The organism is Pseudomonas sp. NBRC 111132, assembly GCF_001320565.1.
Classification (GTDB): Bacteria; Pseudomonadota; Gammaproteobacteria; order Pseudomonadales; family Pseudomonadaceae; genus Aquipseudomonas; species Aquipseudomonas putida_P.
The window spans coordinates 43,896-63,279 of record NZ_BCBI01000021.1 but is presented as its reverse complement, the minus strand read 5'-3'; the positions used below and the strand labels follow the sequence as shown (position 1 = coordinate 63,279).

Here is a 19,384-nt window from a genome sequence, read left to right as displayed (position 1 = left end):
TTTTGACAGGCGCTTGACGGAACCCAATCTATGGCAGCCCTGAGCAACGAGGTGAAGGCCTTCATCGTTCAGGCGCTGGCCTGCTTCGATACGCCATCTCAGGTGGCAGAGGCCGTCAAAAACGAATTCGGGCTTGTGGTGAGCCGCCAGTCGGTAGAAAGCCACGACCCAACCAAGCGCGCTGCGCACCGCCTGGCCAAGCGCTGGGTGATCCTGTTCGAGGACACTCGAAAGCGTTTCCGCGAAGAGACGGCAGAAATACCGATCGCCAACCGAGCCTACCGGCTGCGTGCGCTGGGCCGAATGGCCGAGAAAGCCGAGTCCATGAAGAACATGGCCCTGACCGCCCAGTTGCTGGAGCAGGCGGCCAAAGAGGTCGGTGATGTGTATGTGAACCGCAAACTCGAACCCGAAAAGCCCCTGGGCTCCCAGGCGGACCAGCAGCACGCCGTTGCTGAGTACAAGCTGGAGCCTGATGAGAATGTCCCCGCTACCCCGTACCTATGAGGCGCCGGTCAAGCTGACGCCAAAGCAGGCGAACATCTACGTGTGGGGCTTCCAGCGTAATGCGCGCTTCCGTGATGCGGTGTGCGGGCGTCGATTCGGCAAGACCTTCCTCGGTAAAGCCGAGATGCGCCGCGCGGCTCGCCTGGCTGCTGAGTGGGGCGTAAGCGTCGAGGATGAGATCTGGTACGCGGCTCCGACGCAGAAGCAGGCCCGCCGGGTCTTCTGGCGCCGACTGAAACAGGCTATCCCCCGCGAATGGCGTGAGTGCAAGCCGAACGAGTCGGACATGCTGATCACGCTCAAGAGCGGTCACCTGATCCGCTGTGTTGGCCTGGAGAACTACGACGACCTGCGAGGCTCTGGCCTGTTCTTCGTCCTGGTGGATGAGTGGGCGGATTGCAAGTGGGCGGCCTGGGAGGAAGTGCTGCGCCCGATGCTGTCGACGTGTGAGTACGTCATACCGGGCGTCGGCAAGTGCAAGGGCGGTCATGCTCTGCGCATCGGCACCCCCAAGGGCTTCAACCACTGTTACGACACATACCGCGATGGGCAGAAAGACGGCGAGCCAGACCACAAGAGCTGGCTCTATACCTCGCTGCAGGGCGGAAACGTCCCGGCCGAGGAGCTGGATGCGGCCCGCCGTAAGATGGACCCTCGGACGTTCCGGCAAGAGTACGAAGCCAGCTTCGAGAACTACGCCGGGGTCGTCTACTACACGTTCAGTCGCACCGACTGCCGCACCAGCGAGCGAATCAAGCCGGGAGAGGCCCTGCACATCGGTATGGACTTCAACGTCATGAAGATGGCTGCGGTCGTGTATGTGGTCCGTGACGGCCTGCCGCTGGCCCTGGATGAGTTCCACTCGGTGCGGGATACGCCCGAGATGATCGAGAAGATTCAGGCGCGATTCCCTGGACATGGCGTGGCGGTCTATCCCGACGCCAGCGGCCAGAACACCAGCAGCAAGAACGCCAGCGAGTCGGACCTGTCCCTGCTGCGCAAGGCTGGCTTCACGGTGATCGTGGACACCCAGAACCCAAGCGTCAAAGACCGGGTTAACTCGGTCAACGCCATGTTCATGAACGCATACGGCGAGCGCCGGCTGATGGTCAACATCGACCAATGCCCGCAGCTCACCCTCTGTCTTGAGCGACAGACCTACGACAAACACGGCGAGCCCGATAAAGACCCGAAGAAGGGTCACGACCACATGGTTGACGCCGCTGGCTACTTCATCGCCAAGCGCTTCCCGATCAACGTGGCGATGACTACGACCCAATCCCTGAGAATGTGAGCATGAGCGATAACCCGAGCTTCACCCTTCCAGCTGTCGACGAGATGCGCCGATACTGGGCGGTGATTTCGCCGCTCATGGGCGGAACGCTGGCGATGCGGGCTGCTGGACAAAAGCTGCTGCCCCGGTATCCAGCTGAGGACGAAGACGTCTACAAGGACCGCCTGGCCCAGTCCACGCTGCTCCCTGCCTATTCCGAGACGGTCGGTAACATGACCTCTCGCGTGTTCGCAGAGCCGCTGCAGGTTGGCGATGACGTGCCGCCAGAGATTGCCGAAATGGCCGTCGATATCGACCTGGCTGGCAATGACCTGAACAACTGGGCAGTGGAGTTCTTCCGCAACGGCCTGAGCCATGGCCTGTGCCATGCGCTGGTGGATCATCCTGCAGTGCAGGCTGGCCGCACGCGGGCAGAGGAGAAGGCCTCCGGGGTTCGCCCTTACACCGTGCTGGTGAAGCCTGAGCAAGTCCTGGGCTGGAAGTCCAACGGCAGCGTCCTGACCCACTTCCGCTACATCGAGATGATCGAGGAGGAGGATGGCGAGTTTGGGGTGGAATGCGTCCTGCAGATCCGGGTGCTTGAGCCTGGCCTGTGGTGGACCTACCGTGTCGCCAAGAATGGCGGGGCCTGGGCGATCCATGACGAAGGCGTCACCAGCCTGGACCACATCCCGCTGGTCACCTTCTACACCGGTCGCACTGGCTTCATGACGGCCAAGCCGCCGCTGCTCGAACTGGCCCACCTGAACGTCAAGCACTGGCAGAGCCAGAGCGACCAAGACAATATCCTGCACGTCATTCGGGTGCCGATCCTGGCCCGTATCGGTGTTCAGCCGCTGTACGACAACCAAGGCAAGCCGGTACCGCCTGAGTTCAAGGTGGGCACTGGATCGCTGACCGACCTGCCCAAGGACGGTGACCTCAAGTACGTCGAGCACACCGGCAAGGCTGTCGAGTCTGGGCGCACCGCGCTTCAGGACCTGCTGGACGAGATGCGCATGGCCGGCGCCAAGCTGCTCACCCCGGACAAGTCCACGACGAAGACCGCCACCCAGGCCGAGGAAGAGGCCGCGCAGGAGCTTTCCCCGCTGGCGCGCATGGCGCACCAGTTCGCCGACTGCCTTGGGCAGCTGCTCCAGTACATGGCCGAGTATCGCGGCCTGAGTGACGGCGGCAGCGTCGAGATGCGCGGCAACTTCGACGTCGACTACATGCCAGAAGTGTCGCTGCCTACCCTGGTCTCCATGGCCAACGCCGGGATGATCTCGAAAGAGACCCTGTTCGCCGAGATGCAGCGCCGTGGCGTGATCAGCGACGAATACGACTGGGCGGAAGAGCTGGCCAAGATTGACTCCCAAGGCCCAGCCCTTGGGGCGATCTGATGAAGACGGCAAACGAGCAGCTGATTGATGAGCTGATAGGGCATGAGGTCGATCTGTCCAGGTTGAGCAATGCCCAAGTCGTCGCGATCATCAAGATCCTGAACGGTAACGACACTGAGCTGCGTGCGGCGCTGGTGGCTGCCATCGAGGCGCTTGGCACTGACCTGAGCGCTTCGGCGGTGGATGCGGCGCTGTTTCGAGTCAACCAACTGAACAGCGACACCTTCGCCCAGGTTCGTCAGGCCATGGCTGCGCTGACCGATGGCGTGGCCACCTACGAGATCGCTTTCCAGCAAGGACTACTCCAGTCGATCGTGCCCGCCCTGGTGCAGGCCAAGTTCCCGATTCAGGTGGCGCAGTTCAGCCAGGTGAGGGCACAGGCCGCAGCCAGGCCATTCCAGGGGCGATTGCTGTCCGAATGGATGGATGGCATCGAGGCAGACCGAAAGGCGCTGATTCGCAACGCTGTGCGCGCTGGCGTGGTGAATGGCCAGACAACCCCCGAGATCGTGCGAACGATCATGGGCACCCGGGCCGAGAAGTACGCCGATGGGCTGATACATCGCTCACGGCGCGAGGTCGAGTCGGTTGTCCGTTCAGCCGTGTCGCACACCGCCGAGACAGCCAGTGACCGGGCTTTCGAAGCCAACAGCGACATCATCAGCCACGTTGAGTGGTTGAGCACCCTGGACAGCCGGACCTCAACCACTTGCCGTATCAGGGACAGGCTGCCGTACACGCTGGGCACGTATCAGCCCATCGGGCACAAGATCCCGTGGCTTGCCGGGCCAGGCCGCATCCACTTTTGCTGCCGCTCGACCAAGATCCCGATCCTCAAGAGTGCCTTGGCACTGGGAATCAGCGATACGGCAACACGGGCAAGCATGGATGGCCAGGTGCCGCAGCAGACCACCTACGCGCAATGGCTCGGCAGGCAGTCCTCAGCCCGCCAGGACGAGATCCTCGGACCTGAGCGCGGGAAGCTACTGCGCCAGGACAAGCTGAAGCTCGAAGACTTCTACAACGAGCGTGGGAAATTCCTCACCCTCGACGAGCTGCGCGAGCGGCTCAAGTAATTCCGCGCCACGAAACGCAACACCAGCATTTTGTGGCGCGCAATGCAGGCCTCGCTAAGCGCGGGGCTTTTTTCTGCCTGCGGTTCGGATGGACGGGGCGCAATGGGCCGGATGGCTCAACAACAGGCCGGATGGCCCAGAGAGACGAGATGAAACTTAAGACCGTTGAAGTGGATGGCAAGCAGTACGCAGTGATCGAAGATGGCAAGCCCGTCTACACAGATGACGACGGCAAGGACGTCGCATTCGATGCGGTCGGCACCCGCAACACCATCACCCGGCTGAATGCCGAGGCGAAGTCGCACCGTGAGCGCGCGGACGGCTTCGAGAATACTGCGAAGGCGTTCGAAGGCATCGAAGATGCTGCGGCCGCCAAGAAAGCCCTGGAGATCGTCGCCAACCTCGACGCCAAGAAGCTGGTGGATGCCGGCGAGATCGAGAAGGTGAAGGGCGAAATCAGCAAAGCCTTCCAAACCCAGCTGGATGAAGCCAACACCAAGGCGCAGGGCTTCGAGCAGCAGCTGTATGCCGAGAAGATCGGCGGCAGCTTCGCCCGCTCGCAGTACATCGCCGAGAAGATGGCTGTTCCTGCTGACATGGTCCAGGCCACCTTCGGCAGCAACTTCAAGATCGAGGAAGGCAAGGTCGTCGCCTACGACGCCCAGGGCCAGAAGATCTTCAGCCGCTCCCGCCCGGGTGAACTGGCCGACTTCAACGAAGCGCTCGAAACCCTCGTCTCGCAGTACCCGCACCGCGATCACATCCTCAAGGGCTCCGGCGCTCAAGGCACGGGTGCCCACACGACCAATGGTCAAAAGCCTCAGACCAAGGGAAACCTTGGCGGCGACAAGGCTGCGCGCCTGGAAGCCATCAAGGCCATGACCGCAGACGCATAAGGAAACGATATGTCTCTCTCGAACATGAAGGTGTTCAACGAATACCTCAAGCAAACCACCATCGAGACCCTGCAGCAGGACGTCGAGAAGTTCAACGCTGCCTCGGCCGGGGCTATCCGCCTCACCACTCAGGGCATCGACGGCGACTTCCTGCAGGAATCCTTCTGGGCTGGCCTGCACGGCGCTCAACGCCGCGTTGACCGCTACGCCGCCAACAGCTCGCAGGCATCGACCCCGCTTTCGCAGAAGCAGTACGACTCGGTGAAGATCGCCGGCGGCTTCGGCCCGATCATCTGGGAGCCTTCCCAGCTGTCCTGGGTGCAGAAGAACCCGGAGGAAGCGCTGGAGGTCATCAGCCGCAACCTGTCCGAATCGATCATGGCCGACCAGCTGAACACTGCGATCGCCGCCCTGGTGGCCGCCATCGGCAACCAGCCGACCGCTGTGAACGATGTCTCGGCCACCGCCGGCATCACCTACGTCGCCATCAACAACGCCCACGCGCTGTTTGGTGACGCCTCCCAGCGCCTGGTTGCCCAGGTCATGACCGGTGCCATGTACCACAAGTTGATGGGCCAGAACCTCGCCAACGCCGAGCGCCTGTTCCAGTTCAGCGGCGTGCAGGTGGTCGACATCCTGGGCAAGGCGGTGATCATCACCGACGCCGCCGCACTGTTCGAGTCCGGCACCCCGGACAAGCAGAAGGTGCTGAGCCTGGCCGATGGCGCGGCGATGGTGATGGATGGTTCCGACCTGATCACCAACATCGAGACCACCAACGGCAACCAGCGCATCGAGACCACCATGCAGGCCGATTACACCTTCGGCATGGGTCTCAAGGGCTACACCTGGGACACCACCAACGGTGGCAAGTCTCCTACCGACGCTGAGCTGGCGACCGGCTCCAACTGGGACCTGGTGGCGAACAGCATCAAGGCCTCGGCTGGCGTAATGACCATCGGTGACGCCGCGCAGTAATCGGCATAGCGCCCTTCGGGGCGCATTCAACTGGAGACAGACATGTCCGAAAAGATCGTTTACGAGAAACACCCGGTCTCTGCTGAGCGCAAGACTTACCTGCGGCAGAAGGGCTACAAGATCCTCGATGCGCGCTTCGCGCCTGAGGATTACAAACACCCGGAGCCGGTCAAGGAAGTGAAGGCCGGCAATGGTGGCAATGGCAAGACCGCAGCCGAGAAAAAGGCCGCAGCCGAAGCTGAGGCCAAGGAAAAGCTGCAGACTGCCCTGACCGCAAAGGGCATTGAGTTCTCGCCCGAGGCGAGCGCCGCTGACTTGCAGAAACTGCTGGATGAGGCCGCGTAATGACCACCTACATCACCGTCGAGCAGGTAGACGCCCTGCTTGGGCCGACCTGGGCGCCCGACGACCAGAAGGCCCGGGCGGTGCTGATGGCCAACACCTGGCTTACCAATCTCGGCCTGCCTGAGTTCGATCCGGTTCCGGATGACGTGATTCAGGCAGGCGCCGAGATCGCCCGAGAGGCTGCGGCGGGCAACATCTACGGCAGCAAGGAAACCGGCGTACTCAGCAAGTCGGTGGATGCTGACGGGGTGTCCAGCAGCAAGACCTATTCCGAGTACTCCCGAAACATCAGCGCGGGCGAATCGTTCGCCCTGGCGCTGCTGGCGCATTACCTGAACAGCAGCGGCCAGACCAAGATCGTGAGGGGCTGATATGGGGCTTCGCGATGAACTGCAGGCCGACCTTGCGGAAGCCTTCAATACGGACCTAGCCGACGCAGTGCTGGCCTTCACGGGCGAGTACATGGGGCCTGGCGTGTGGGATCCGGTCGGCGAGACCACAACCGCCCAGCCAGTAACGTACACGGGCCGTGGCGTGCTGTCCCGCTACGAAGATAGCCGGATCGACAATGTGAACATCCTGGTCGGCGACCTGCGCCTCACCGCGCTTGCCAACGAGGTCACCGATACCCCGGATGTTGGGCACAAGATCACCGCTCCCGATCTGATGGACCGGTCCAAGCAGGTGGTCTACCTGGTCAAGTCGGTGCGAGCTGATCCGGCCTCGGCCACCTACCGCGTACAACTGAGGAAGTGACCCATGGCCAGACGAGGCTGGAGCACACCGCCGAGCCTGTTCGCGGGCGTGGTCGAGGAGGCGCTCACGCAGCGCGTCCGGGTCATCGCCCTGGCCATGCTCAACGAGATCGTGCTGCGGTCTCCGGTCGACACCGGGCGGTTCCGGGGCAACAACATCGTGAGCGTCGGCGCCCCGGTCTACACGTCCACCACCAACGTGGACAAGAGCGGCAGCGAGACTATCCAGCGCGGCCTGTCCGCCATGAGCGGGCTTGAGCCGTACACGCAGGTGTTCATCCAGAACTCGCTACCGTACGCCACCGCCCTCGAAGGCGGTCATTCGAAACAGGCTCCGGCCGGCATCTACGCCGTTTCATTCCACAGCGTTTCCCAGGCCTATAGCTCATGACCTTCGAACAGATCCGCGCCATCGTCATTGGCCGCATGCAGCAGTGGTCCGGCATCCCATCCGCGAACGTGGACTACCCGAACAACGTGGCGCCATTCGACCCGGCTGGGATGACCATCTGGGCCCGCCTGGCTGATATCCCTGGCCTGAGCAGCACGCCAGAGGTCGGCAACGGGCCTAGCGTGCGCCGCACTGGCGTACTTGTGATTCAGCTGTTCGTGCCGAGCTACAAGGGCACGCTGGCCATAACCAGGGCCGCCGACACGCTGGTGCAGCACTTTGAGTTCTACAGCGATCCGACCGGGCCATTCGACTGCTACGCGGCATCTGCTGCGACGATTGGCGATGACGGCCATGGCTGGTACCAGGTCAACGTTTCAATACCCTATCGCGCCTACTGAGAGGCAAGCATGTCCAAGACAACCGTGGAGCTGCACCGCAGCTTGATCCGCGCGGCTAAGGCTGCGCTTGCCGCCTGGGAGCGCTGGCTTTCAGCGAAGGAGGGCGGCGATGCAAGTCCGAATTGACGGTAAGCTCGTCGAGCGATCCAGCTACTTCGTCCGGGATAACGAACGCGGTCCTTTCGGTAGCGCCACAGGCGAAGAGCCTGATCTTCTTGATGGGGAGCAGGTTGTGTGGGCGCTTGGAGAACCGGTTCCAACCATCATCAGGGTGCGCAGCCATGAGTGAGAGCATGACCATTGACCAGGTGCGCGAAGAGCGCCGCATCCTGTCCGATCAGATCCATGGCGCCGTCAAGGCCTTCAACGAGAAGACCGGGCTTAGCGTCGAGTTCGTCAATCTGCAGTACGTCGACCTCACCAGCTTCGGCGAAGTTAGCCGAAAAGTCCTGACCTCCGTCGAGGTCGAGCTGAACATCTGAACAACCTGAACCACCGGGCACGCTGACCAGACACGCCGAAAGGCCCCTCTGATCGCAACGCCTCCCCGGATCACTACGATCTAAGGAGGCACCGATGAGTTCGGGCGCAAAAGTATCGACCGCGTGGAAGCGCGAAGTCACCCCAGGAGTCACCCCGGCAGGCAACTGGAACGTGCTGACTCGAGTCAGCTTCGGTCTTCTGCCGACCTACAACAGCGAAGAGAACAACGAGATTGGCATTGACCGCATGGCTCAGGGCACCACCCAGACCACTGTAGACGTCGGTGGCGACGTAGAGACCAAGCTGCGTTACGGCGCGCTGGACGACTTCATGGCCTCGTGCTTCGGTGCGGACTGGGTCGGAAACCAGCTGACTATGGGCAACCAGCGCATCACCTTCTCGATTGGCTCCTACGCCAGCGACATCGGGGTGGCGGCGATCGCGCGCGGTGCACAAGTCGCCACGATGAACTTCGAGATCCCGAGTGATAACGAGATCACTGTCACCACCACCTTTGCCGCCACGTCGTGGCAGGACAAGGCCGACAACACCTCGTTTATCGTCAATCCGCAGGCAGAGGCAAAGCAGCGCCGCTACGGCTTCAAGGACGTGAGCGGCCTCAAAATCAATGGTGAGCAGCTTGGCGAGGACAACGCCTGTGTCGATAGCTTCAACCTGCAGTTCGACAACGGCGTGCAGACCCAGCGCTGCATCGGTAATGGCAACCCGTTCCCTGGCAACATCATCCCTACCATCTTCACCCCGTCGGGATCGATCACGATCAGTTGGTCAAAAAAAGCGTATGAATTCTGGAAGGCGCAGCAAACCAGCAGTGCACTGAGTTTTGAGTTCACGCTGAACAACGCAGATGGGGGCTACACCTTCAAGCTGCCGGAGATGGAGGTCAGTGGTGATTGGCCTGACGGCGGCGCCACCGACATCATCCAGGTTGAGTTGAGCTACACCGGTCGCCGCGTGCCGCCAACAATCACCCGCACACCGGCTCCGATCACTGTAAGCACCGTGACCGTGTCGCCGACCACTGCCAGCGTTGCCGTCGGCCAGACTCGAGATCTGGAGGTGCTGGTCGCTCCTGTTGGTGCGAGTCAGCAGGTCACCTGGTCCAGCTCTGACGCTACCAAGGCGACTGTCAGCCAGACCGGACTGGTCACGGCTGTTGCCGTCGGCACAGCCACCATCACCGCGTCCAGCGCAGCAGATCCGACCAAGAGCGGCACTGCAACTATCACGGTTACCGCTTAACCCTTTGCCCGGCGCGCCCTGCGGTGTGCGTCGGGCCTTTTACCGCAGAGGAATACCATGGCATTCACCATCGCAAAGAAGCCTGAGCTGGACATCAACGGCGAGCGCTGGGTTGAGTTCGCCCCAGGCGCAGAGATTCTGGTCGGCTCGATCGCCAATCCGCTCTACAAATCTCACCAGGCCCTGATCAACCGTCACCTGGCGGCAATCAATCAGCAGGCCCGCATCGGCACCGCTGAGTTCAGTTTGTCGGACATCCCTAACGTAGAGCTCGAGACCGATGATGACCTTTTCATCGAGTTGGCCGCGAAGCACCTGATCAAGGACTGGAAAGGGGTCGATGTTGAAGAGAAGCCTGGCGAGCCAGCGCCATACAGCCCTGAGCTGTGCATCCAGCTCATCAAGCAGATGAACAGCGTGTATTTCCTGGCCTTGCGCACTGGCAACGACATCGCCCGCCGAGTCGAGGAGAAGGCCGCAGCCACAGCGGAAAAGCAGTAGCGGCATACCTATGGGGGCGCGAGTGGGCAGGTGATGCCAACGAGAAGAAGCGCTGGAAGCATGAGCGCTTGGGATCTCGAGTGCCAGATGCTCCCGAGATTGACGGTGTGACTGCCGAGATACTTGAGGCTTACGCCTACATCAGCCGGTCCAGGCAGTATGTGGGCATGGTCGGCGCGCCTGCGCCGATCCCGCCTTCAGCCATCACCGAATACCTCGATCGCTATCCATCAGCGATATGCCGCGAAGAGCTCGACGCAGCCGTGTTTGCCCTTGATGACCAGTTCCGTAAGCACTGGGACGAGGAGCACGAGAAGGCCCAGGAGGCGGCGGGCAAAAGCAGGCCGAATAAGCGGTGAGTGCGCCACTCCTGTGGTGTGGTAGATTCACGCTATCTCTTTGGAGGAAGCCATGAATCGACTGATGCTGATCGCTGCTCTCTGCCTGCTGCCAGGCGGCGCCACCTTTGCAAAAGCACCGGATCAGTGCGAGAAGATTTCCGACCTGGCTGCCGAGGCCATGAAGGCGCGCCAAGACGGTGATTTGCTGAAGGACGCCATCAGGTCGGTCGGTGACGGCAGCAAGTTTTCAGAAGGAATGGTGATGAAAGCCTACCAGGTCAGGGTTTTCGAGGACTCCAAGGAGCGGGCAACCGCTATATCCGAGTTCCAGAATGCTGCTTACAGAGAGTGCTACGACGCGCACAACTGAACAACGACTCAATAAAGAACCCGCCTTGAGCGGGTTTTTTTATGCCCGGAGAATGACATGGCTCAGGAATCCCGCCTGGCGGTAACGATCGACTCGCGGGGCGCCAAGCGCAATGCTGACGACCTTAAAGATTCCCTTGAGGGTGTGGAACGGGCTGGCGATGGCGCCACTAAGAGCACCGAAGGATTGTCTTCAAGCCTTGACGAGCAGCGAAAGGAGCTGTCGCAGCTGCTGGGTCAGATCAATCCAACGGTAGCAGCGCTCGGCCGGCTGGATGACATGCAGGAGAAGCTTGCCAAATACAAGAAGGCCGGCATCGTCGAGAGCGACACTTTCGTCGAGTACACCCAGCGGATCAACACTTTGCGGGATGCTCTAGGCGAATCAGCTGAAAGCATGAACAGGACCGGCATGTCGGCTAAGGCCATGCGCAACAATCTGAACATGCTTCCAGCGCAGTTCACTGACATCGCGGTAAGTCTTCAGGCTGGCCAGGCCCCACTGACGGTATTGCTGCAGCAGGGCGGACAGCTTAAGGACATGTTCGGCGGTATCGGCCCTGCTGCCAAGGCAATGGGTGGATACATCCTTGGCCTGGTAAACCCCTTCACCCTTGCAGCAGCTGCCGCTGGCGCGCTCGCTTTGGCATATTACAAAGGCTCCGAGCAGTCGGACGCCTTGCGCGACAGCCTGATCCTGACCGGTAACTTTTCGAAGGCATCCGAAGCCCAGCTGATCAGCCTGGCAGATTCGGCTGACCAGGTGACAGGCACGTTTGGGCAGGCGGCCGGCGCACTGGCGCAGTTGACCGCCGCCGGCACGAACACCACCGGCAACCTGAAGTTGATCACGACGACCGCTGTAGAGATGCAGCGCGTCACCGGAAAGGCGGTAGAGGATACGGTCGCCGAGTTCATCAAGCTGGGCAAGGACCCGGTCGCCGGCATCGTTGAGCTGGATGAGAAATACCGATTCTTGACCGCGTCGGTTTACGCTCAGATCAAGGCGCTTTCGGATCAAGGCAACGCCGTGGCAGCCGCCGACCTGGCGGAGCGCACCTACGCCGAAGCCATGGGGCAGCGCACGGCAAAGATCCGGGAGAACCTGGGCCTGATCGAGCGCGGATGGCTCAACATCAAGGATGCGACGAACGAGGTCCTGGACGCTTTCGCCAGCATCGGCCGCAAGAGCGTGGAGAGCGAAGAGAAGGCCATTACCCAGCTGCAACAGAAAATCGCTTACCTCCAAAGCACGCTCGACACCGCATATGAGGACAACGACGCCAGGGCGCGTATTGCGAGCCTTCAAGAAGAGCTGAAGAAGCGCCAGGACATCAAGCAGGTCAACGCTGCCACTCTGGAGGAGGAAGAAAAGCGGCGCCGTATCCAGGAGGAGGGGCGGAAAGGTCTGCAGGACCTGGACACGAGCTACAAGAGCGCACTGACCCAGACTCAGCGGCTCAACAAGGAGTTAACCGATCTCGATAAGGCGCGGGCCAAGGCGGTGGCGGCTGGAGTGTTCACCGCCGCCGAGGAAGCGAAATACGCCCAGTCGCGCAAGAACATCGAGAAAGAGATTGCCGACATCAAGGAGCGAGAGGCGAAGAAGAACACGCCGAAGGGCGCCAACAAAGGAGTGTCGGAAGCTGAAACCACGTTCGCGCGCCTGTACAACCAATATGACCCCGCCGCCCAAGCAGCGCGCACGCTGACCAAGGAGCAGGGCCAGCTGGATCTCGCCTTGAGCAAAGGCAAGATCAGCCAGGAGGAATATGGCAAGGCGCTGGCCCAGGCCTCCATCAACTATGCCGCCGCCATCAAGGGCGCCCAAGGTCTCACCCAGGCCGAGCAGTACCGTGCGCAGCTTGAGCGGCAGCTTGCCGGTCAGCGCAACGAGTACAGCGTAGCTGCCGCTGGTGTCGGCATGGGTGATCTTCAGTCGCAGCGCCTACAGCAGCGTGTTCAGCTGGAGCAGCAGACCAACGACCGCATCCTTCAGCTGCGCACCGAACTGGCCAACGCCACGACGGAGAAGCAGCGCCAGGACCTGCAGGCCCAGATCGATCTGACCAACGAGTTCCTGCCACGTCAGTTGGAGGCGCTGCAGAACGGTTGGGCTCAGATGGACCAGGCCATGATGAACCCGATCAATGGGTGGACTGCCGCGGTGCAGAACTTCGGCAATCAGGCCATGAACGTGGCCGGGCAGACGCAATCGGTCTTCTCGACGGCGTTCGGATCGGTTACGCAGGGCCTGACGGACGACATCATGAACCTGAACCTGTCGTTCCAGAGCTTGGGTGAGCTGGGCAAGAACGTCCTTCGCGATGTTGTGGCCGGGTTTGTGAGGATGGGCGTACAGATGGGGGTAAACGCGGCACTGGCCGCTACCCTCGGCACGGCTACGGCCGGCACATCCATCGCGCTGGCCGGTACCACGGCTGCAGCCTGGGCGCCAGCTGCTGCGCTCGCATCGTTGGCCAGCTTTGGTGGCAACTCCATTCCTGCTGCGGCAGCCCTGACCTCGACCACTGCCCTGGCTACCACCCTGGCAGCGGTTCCCGGCTTTGCCACCGGCGGCTACTTCACTGGATCAGGCACAGGCACATCCGACAGCAACCTGGCCAAGCTCAGCAACGGCGAGTTCATTGTCAACGCTGCGGCTACACGGAAGAACAGGGCCCTCCTTGAGGCGATCAATTCCGGAGAGCGTGTTTCGACTGGCAGCGGAACTGGCTCTGGTGGTGGCGCGTCGGCAATGCCTCAGCCAATCGTCCAGATTTTTGAGGATCCATCGCGTGCCGGTACATCACAGGTGACCAGGGAAGGGAACCAGGACTTCATCAAGGTATGGGTGGCCAGCGTCATGGGTGACGGTGAGGCAGACCAGGCCCTGCGGGCGAAATACGGACTTCAAGGGGTTGGTTCATGATCGAGTACCCAGTAGAACTGCCGCTACCGCTGCAGGATGGATACGCGCTGGACACCCCTGTCGACCCGATGCTGCGGACATCGATGCAGTCTGGGCGGGCAAGGCAGCGGCTGAATTTCGATGAAGTACCGTACCTGATCAACGCCAAATGGAACTGCGACCGCAACCAGATGGCGTTCTTCCAAGGGTGGTACGCCCGCGAGCTGGTGCAGGGGGTTGAGTGGTTCAAAGCCACCCTCCTGACGCCAATCGGCTTCATGGAATACGAGTGCAGGTTTACGGGCCACTACACTGGGCCGTCGCTGGTTCAGGTCAGCCGCTGGGAATTTTCAGCGGTCCTTGAGCTGCGCGAGCCGCCACTCATGAACCCTGGCTGGGAGGAGTTCCCGCAGTACTGGTTCATGATGAACATCATCGACCTGGCGCTTAACCGCGAATGGCCGCTGATGCACTTCGACTACCCGACCTATGCGGCCGCCATGGCTGTTATCAGGACCCTGAGGCCTGGCCTGCAGATCACGATTGAGGCAGACGAAACGCAAGGTGGCCAGCACGCCGTATACAACGTGGTGCGCGCCGACAGCCCGTCGCTCAGCCTCGACTTCATGGCCCAGGTCTACAAGGTTGGGCAGCCAAACGACTACCTGGTGCTGGTGAGGGCCTATGGAAGCTAAAGCATTCGGGGATCTGATCAATTTTTCGAGGTCTACGGTTGCGTCGTATTTCAATGCAGCCGGGCTGCTTGTACAAGCCGCTGTCAATGAGCCGCGCTTTGATTACGACGCCGCAACTTTGCAGCCCAGGGGTTTGCTGTTGGAGCCCCAGCGACAAAACACCCTTACCTTTTCCCAGGACTTCAGCAACTCCGCATGGGTGAAAAGTCGTTCTACGACCACCTTGTCTGGCGCGGCTCCAGATGGGAGTCCCACGGCGTGGTCTGTCGCAGGCAACGGTGTTGCGGGTGATTCCTACCTGTTCAGAAGTTCGCAAAGCTGGTTGTCAGGCACCGCCTATGCGTTCAGCCTGTTCGCCAAAGCTGGCTCCGGCACTGTGCTTTCATTGCGGCTGCCAACTGACGCTTTCGGTATTGCGATAATTGTAAGCTTCGACCTGAGTGGCGACGGTTCGTTTGTTGTCGGCTCAGGAAGTGCCACTACAGTAGCGCAAATTATCAAGTTGGCTAACGGGTGGTTCAAGTGTTGTGTTATGGCAACCACGACTGCAGTTGGTGGGGGTAACTGGATCGCCATAAACCTAGGAACCACTACAACTAGCTCGTTCCTTATATGGGGGGCACAGCTGGAAGTGGGAGCGTGGCATTCATCCTACATCGCCACCACTACCGCTGCGGTATCTCGCAACGCCGATGTCGCATACGTTGATGTCGGGGCATGGCTCAAGGGCGGTGAGGGCACTCTGTTCACGGAAGCCTATGCGTCGAGTGGGCAGACTTTTGTAGGTTCGCTGGGATCTACCACCATTTCAGGTCCACGCGTAGCAAACTGGAAGAGCGCCACAGGGCTGCTGAATAGCCAGATAGTTGCAGATGACGGGTCTACATCATTTTCTGCCAGCATGGCCACCGTCACGCCTGGGGTGCTCATGAAACAGGCAGTAGCCTACAGTAGAAATGATTTCCAGGCCGCCGCAAATGGCGCGCTGTCGCTGGTTGATACGTCTGGTGAAGTACCGACGCCATCGCGCCTTTCACTGGGCGCACGGGGTATTTCGGGTGACGTGCTCAACGGGCATTTGCGCCAGCTTAAATACTACCCATACCGGCTCAGCGCCTCAGAACTTCAAGCGATCACCTCATGACGATACTCGAAGATACCTACCGCGAGGCAATTGCCTCTGGCGGTAAGGAAGCGTTCGTCCGCACGTTGGAGATCACTTGCCCAGCTTGGGATTCGCCGGTGCTTATCTGCAACGGCTTTAAGGACCGGGTATGCGGTACAGAGGATGGGCGCCTGCTCACCTTTACAGCGGCCAATATCGGCATCGCGCTACCGCAGAAGAACAACAAGGGTAATCAGGCCCTGGCCTTTGCGGTGGACAACACAACAGGCGAGGTCCAGCGCAAAGCTGACCAGGCCTTGGACGGCAATGCCCGGGTCACTGCGATTTATCGGGTCTACCTGGCCAGCGACACCTCAGCGCCGTGCGAAAGGCCATACCGAATGAGCGTAGACAGCGACTCGTTCGAGCAGAACCAGGCAACGCTCCAGTGCGGTTTCTTCGATGTTATCGGCACTGGCTGGCCGCGCGCGCTCTACACAACCAGGTTCGTCCCAGGCCTCACCTACCTCTAAAGGTTTCCCTCATGGAATGGATCAACACATACCTGTCCTGCAGGTATGAGGACGGCGCTCGCGGTCCAGAAATGTTCGATTGCTGGGGTTTGGTGCGGGACGCACGCCATCGGCACCAGGGTAAGCGCCTGTTGCCCAGCTGGGGGCATGTCCGCAACACAGAGCCGAAGGAGTTCACCCGTGCCTACCGGGCAGAAGCCGAGCACATGCAGGTTTGCCAACCAGAGCCTGGGGCAATCGCTGCAGTCATGCGCGGCCACATCTGTGTGCACGTGGCCCTGGTTGTTGAGGCCGGCGGCCGGCTCAAGGTCCTGGAGATCAATCCAGCGCGCGGTGCCCGGTGTCTGCCGCTGGCGCAGTGGGCGCGAGACCACAACACCGTCATCTACTACCGGGACCGACAATGATCGAAGTATTCCCTAACAAGATCGTGCCGTTCCCGGCCGAGACTTATCAGGTTGAGGCACGCCAGAGCCTGCTGGACTGGTTCCATGCCGATGGCTTGCCGGAACAGGTAGAGCCCGCCGCGCTGCCATTGAGCGTCTTCGTCAACGGTGAGCGTGCGCTACCCACGCAGTGGGCGAAGATCGAGTTCGGGCCTGAAGATCGTGTCGAGATCTACCGAGAGCCGAAGGGCACCGACCCGTTCTCGATCACCCTCGCCCTGGTGTTCGGCGCCAAAGCAGTGCTTGGCGCGCTGATGCCGAAGATGCCCTCGTTGAACAGCGGCGGCAACACCAAGCGAGGTGACGATCTTGGTCTGGCTACGGTGAAAGGCAACCAGGTGAAGCTGAATGCCGTGATCCGTGAGATCGCCGGACGGCAGCGCCCTTACCCGGATTACGCCCTCCCGCCGAACCGTTACTTCGATGACCCACGCTCTCAGTGGATCGAGATGCTGTTGGTCGTAGGGCGGGGTAGCTATGACATCCCATTGAGCAGCGTGCTCATTGGCGATACGCCTGTCATTTCGTTGGGCGCCGATGCCCAGATGGTCATCTATCAACCTGGAGACGACCTTTCATACGAGGCCGCAGCCAAGTGGTGGCACTCGGCGCCAGAAGTCGGTGCCACCTCAACCGGCACCGCAGGCATTGAGCTGAAGGCAACATATGCCGTAAACCCCGTTCCGACAGCTCAGTCATTCCGGTTTGCCGGTTATACCGTCACGGTGCCAACTGGCGCCGGGCAGTTCCCGGAAGGCTGGGCAGCTGGGATGCTTGTGCGCATTGAGGTCTCGTATCCGTACGACGTCATCGATGGCGGTGCAGCGCGAGACATCATTCGCGGAAACCTTGATCAGATCGCGCCGTACGTGGGCATGCCGGTCGAGATCACAGGCGCTAACGCTGGCAATTACACCGTAGCCAGCTTTACCCCTGGTGTTGGCAGCGCGCCCGATGAGATGACCCTAGACTGGCAGGGTGGCGGACCAGCCACGGGGCTACAGGCCGGGTCAGCCCTGCAGATGGGGATAGGGTTCCGTGGGCTTCGGTATCGCATCACGGCGGCCAGTACGGCTTCCATCACGGTAGAACGGATCAATGCTGCTGGGGTAGCCGACACAACGTGGCCAGGCTTCGATGCGCTGACCACGGCCACTGCTGTGCTGCGCCTGGACGGATCAACCCAAGAGGGGGATTGGTCAGGCCCGTTCCCGGCCTGTCCTCCTGGCAAGACCACTCGACGCATCGCTTGGGATATCTTCTTCCCGCAAGGCCTGGTCCACGTAGGCGGTAAGGGTGACCTGAACTCACTAGAAGTGACTGTGGAAATGCAGTACCGGGACATCACCACTGCCGGCGCCTGGACTTCTGAGGTCAAGATTTATCAGGCCGCTACGCTCGACCAGCTCGGTTTCACCAACTACACCAATCTGCCTTCGGCTATCCGGCCAGAGGTGCGCATCCGCAGGATCGGCGCCAAGTCGACTAGCACCCAGGATGCGAACACCGTGCAATGGTATGGCCTGCGCTCCAACCTCGATGCGCCGATCAAGTATGACGGTGTCACCCTCATCGCCCTGCGCGTGAAAGGCGGCAACCGGATCGCTTCGCAGTCCGAGAGCCAGGTTTCCTGCATCGCCACGCGCAAGCTGCCAACCCGAAGAGGTGGAGCTTGGACTGAGCCCGAGCCAACCCGCGACATCTCCGCGTGGTTCGGCTACATCGCCCAGAGCGTCGGCTATTTGATCGAGGATGGAAATTCCGATATCGACCTGGATGAACTGGACCGTCTGCAAGCCATCTGGACTGCCCGCGGCGACTACTACGACAGGACGATCGAGTCGGCCAGCACGGTGAAGGCCTGCATGATCGAGGCCCTACAAGCAGGATTTGCGGAACTGACCATCGACCGTGGCCTCCTGCGACCCGTCAGGGATGAGAAGCGCGGCCCGGACTTCGATCACGAGTATTCCCCGCTATTCAACCCACAGGTCATGACCAAGCCGCTGAAGCGCGAGGCCGAGCACGTCACCGCCGATGACTTTGATGGCGTGGATGTTGAGTACCTCAGTTCTACCACCTGGCAGATAGAGACGATTGAGTGCCGACTGCCAGGGGATCTCGGCTTACGCACTGAGAAGATCAAGGTCGAGGGCATCAGCAATGAAACTCGGGCGTGGCGCTACGGCATGCGCCGGCGCCGGCAGCAGGTCTATCAACGCAAGCGCTACAGCTTCTCGACCGAACTGGATGCCCTGAACAGCGGGTACCTCGACTACGCATTGCTCGGCGACACCACCCCGGGGTACGGGCAGAGCGCCATGCTCAAGGGCTTCGCACCGATGGGAAGCCAGCAAATTCTGGTCTCTTCCGAGCGGCTCATCTGGACGCCTGGCGCCGAGCACTGGGTGGCGCTGCGCCGGAGAGATGGCAGCGCCTCCGGGCCGTATGTTGCAACCCGGGTTGATGACTATCGCATGACCATCAGCGGACTGGACTTCACTCCCGTGCTCGACAGTGCCATGGACCCGCCCGTCCTTCAGTTTGGGCCGAAGGCGATGTTCTGCTATCCGGCGCTCATCAAGGAAGTGAATCCCAGCGGCACCGTGAGCTGCAACGTAATGGCGGTGAACTACGACGAGCGCGTCTACCTCGATGACGACAACTTCCCGCCGGTCTAATCGGCTCAATTTGAGTATGCCCGCCATGAGC

At 61.0% G+C, this 19,384-nt stretch carries 22 protein-coding genes; all 22 read left to right on the top strand.

All coding sequences use genetic code 11. The features are described from left to right. Positions 1–30: 30 nt before the first annotated feature. Positions 31–507, top strand: coding sequence for a DUF2280 domain-containing protein (locus APH35_RS12440; protein WP_060514888.1), 477 nt, complete (start codon positions 31–33; stop codon positions 505–507). Then, positions 482–1,801: a phage terminase large subunit family protein gene (locus APH35_RS12435; RefSeq protein WP_060514887.1), complete on the top strand. Its 1,320-nt coding sequence runs from the start codon at positions 482–484 to the stop codon at positions 1,799–1,801. The genes APH35_RS12440 and APH35_RS12435 overlap by 26 nt, the downstream gene beginning before the upstream one ends. Positions 1,802–1,803: 2 nt before the next feature. Beyond that, complete coding sequence (locus APH35_RS12430; protein ID WP_060514886.1) at positions 1,804–3,183, top strand: DUF4055 domain-containing protein; 1,380 nt, start codon at positions 1,804–1,806, stop codon at positions 3,181–3,183. Then, entirely contained in the window at positions 3,183–4,259 is a 1,077-nt protein-coding gene (locus APH35_RS12425; protein ID WP_028699410.1) for a hypothetical protein, read from the top strand. Before APH35_RS12430 ends, APH35_RS12425 begins: the two co-directional genes overlap by 1 nt. A gap of 149 nt (positions 4,260–4,408) precedes the next feature. Beyond that, positions 4,409–5,155 carry a DUF6651 domain-containing protein gene (locus APH35_RS12420; protein WP_028699409.1) on the top strand — a complete coding sequence of 249 codons (747 nt, stop codon included), beginning with the start codon at positions 4,409–4,411 and terminating at the stop codon, positions 5,153–5,155. A 9-nt stretch (positions 5,156–5,164) separates the two neighbouring features. Further along, positions 5,165–6,133 carry a major capsid protein gene (locus APH35_RS12415; protein ID WP_028699408.1) on the top strand — a complete coding sequence of 323 codons (969 nt, stop codon included), beginning with the start codon at positions 5,165–5,167 and terminating at the stop codon, positions 6,131–6,133. A 42-nt stretch (positions 6,134–6,175) separates the two neighbouring features. Continuing rightward, the gene (locus tag APH35_RS12410) at positions 6,176–6,478 is read left to right on the top strand and encodes a hypothetical protein (protein ID WP_028699407.1); all 303 of its coding nucleotides are present in this window, start codon (positions 6,176–6,178) and stop codon (positions 6,476–6,478) included. Further along, the gene (locus APH35_RS12405; protein WP_028699406.1) at positions 6,478–6,849 is read left to right on the top strand and encodes a hypothetical protein; all 372 of its coding nucleotides are present in this window, start codon (positions 6,478–6,480) and stop codon (positions 6,847–6,849) included. Before APH35_RS12410 ends, APH35_RS12405 begins: the two co-directional genes overlap by 1 nt. Before the next feature lies 1 nt (position 6,850). Further along, positions 6,851–7,234 (top strand): hypothetical protein, encoded by a 384-nt coding sequence (locus tag APH35_RS12400; protein WP_060514885.1) that lies wholly within the window; start codon positions 6,851–6,853, stop codon positions 7,232–7,234. 3 nt (positions 7,235–7,237) lie between these two features. After that, positions 7,238–7,624, top strand: coding sequence for a hypothetical protein (locus APH35_RS12395; protein ID WP_060514884.1), 387 nt, complete (start codon positions 7,238–7,240; stop codon positions 7,622–7,624). Beyond that, on the top strand, positions 7,621–8,025 hold the full coding sequence (locus APH35_RS12390) for a phage tail terminator-like protein (RefSeq protein WP_060514883.1): 405 nt from the start codon (positions 7,621–7,623) through the stop codon (positions 8,023–8,025). The genes APH35_RS12395 and APH35_RS12390 overlap by 4 nt, the downstream gene beginning before the upstream one ends. Positions 8,026–8,318: 293 nt before the next feature. Continuing rightward, positions 8,319–8,507, top strand: a complete 189-nt coding sequence (locus APH35_RS12380; protein ID WP_060514881.1) for a hypothetical protein — start codon at positions 8,319–8,321, stop codon at positions 8,505–8,507. Between the two features lie 94 nt (positions 8,508–8,601). After that, positions 8,602–9,771 carry a phage tail tube protein gene (locus tag APH35_RS12375; RefSeq protein WP_060514880.1) on the top strand — a complete coding sequence of 390 codons (1,170 nt, stop codon included), beginning with the start codon at positions 8,602–8,604 and terminating at the stop codon, positions 9,769–9,771. Between the two features lie 57 nt (positions 9,772–9,828). Beyond that, on the top strand, positions 9,829–10,272 hold the full coding sequence (locus APH35_RS12370) for a hypothetical protein (RefSeq protein WP_060514879.1): 444 nt from the start codon (positions 9,829–9,831) through the stop codon (positions 10,270–10,272). A 107-nt stretch (positions 10,273–10,379) separates the two neighbouring features. After that, positions 10,380–10,631: a hypothetical protein gene (locus APH35_RS12365; protein WP_060514920.1), complete on the top strand. Its 252-nt coding sequence runs from the start codon at positions 10,380–10,382 to the stop codon at positions 10,629–10,631. A 52-nt stretch (positions 10,632–10,683) separates the two neighbouring features. Then, positions 10,684–10,983 carry a hypothetical protein gene (locus APH35_RS12360; RefSeq protein ID WP_148043764.1) on the top strand — a complete coding sequence of 100 codons (300 nt, stop codon included), beginning with the start codon at positions 10,684–10,686 and terminating at the stop codon, positions 10,981–10,983. Positions 10,984–11,040: 57 nt separating this feature from the next. Further along, entirely contained in the window at positions 11,041–13,914 is a 2,874-nt protein-coding gene (locus APH35_RS12355; RefSeq protein WP_060514877.1) for a phage tail length tape measure family protein, read from the top strand. Next, positions 13,911–14,588, top strand: coding sequence for a hypothetical protein (locus APH35_RS12350; RefSeq protein WP_218187672.1), 678 nt, complete (start codon positions 13,911–13,913; stop codon positions 14,586–14,588). The genes APH35_RS12355 and APH35_RS12350 overlap by 4 nt, the downstream gene beginning before the upstream one ends. Continuing rightward, on the top strand, positions 14,578–15,732 hold the full coding sequence (locus APH35_RS12345; protein ID WP_060514876.1) for a phage head spike fiber domain-containing protein: 1,155 nt from the start codon (positions 14,578–14,580) through the stop codon (positions 15,730–15,732). The genes APH35_RS12350 and APH35_RS12345 overlap by 11 nt, the downstream gene beginning before the upstream one ends. Continuing rightward, positions 15,729–16,226, top strand: coding sequence for a DUF1833 family protein (locus APH35_RS12340; protein ID WP_060514875.1), 498 nt, complete (start codon positions 15,729–15,731; stop codon positions 16,224–16,226). Before APH35_RS12345 ends, APH35_RS12340 begins: the two co-directional genes overlap by 4 nt. Positions 16,227–16,237: 11 nt before the next feature. Next, positions 16,238–16,633 carry a hypothetical protein gene (locus APH35_RS12335; RefSeq protein ID WP_060514874.1) on the top strand — a complete coding sequence of 132 codons (396 nt, stop codon included), beginning with the start codon at positions 16,238–16,240 and terminating at the stop codon, positions 16,631–16,633. Beyond that, the gene (locus APH35_RS12330) at positions 16,630–19,353 is read left to right on the top strand and encodes a host specificity factor TipJ family phage tail protein (RefSeq protein ID WP_060514873.1); all 2,724 of its coding nucleotides are present in this window, start codon (positions 16,630–16,632) and stop codon (positions 19,351–19,353) included. Before APH35_RS12335 ends, APH35_RS12330 begins: the two co-directional genes overlap by 4 nt. Positions 19,354–19,384: the final 31 nt, after the last annotated feature.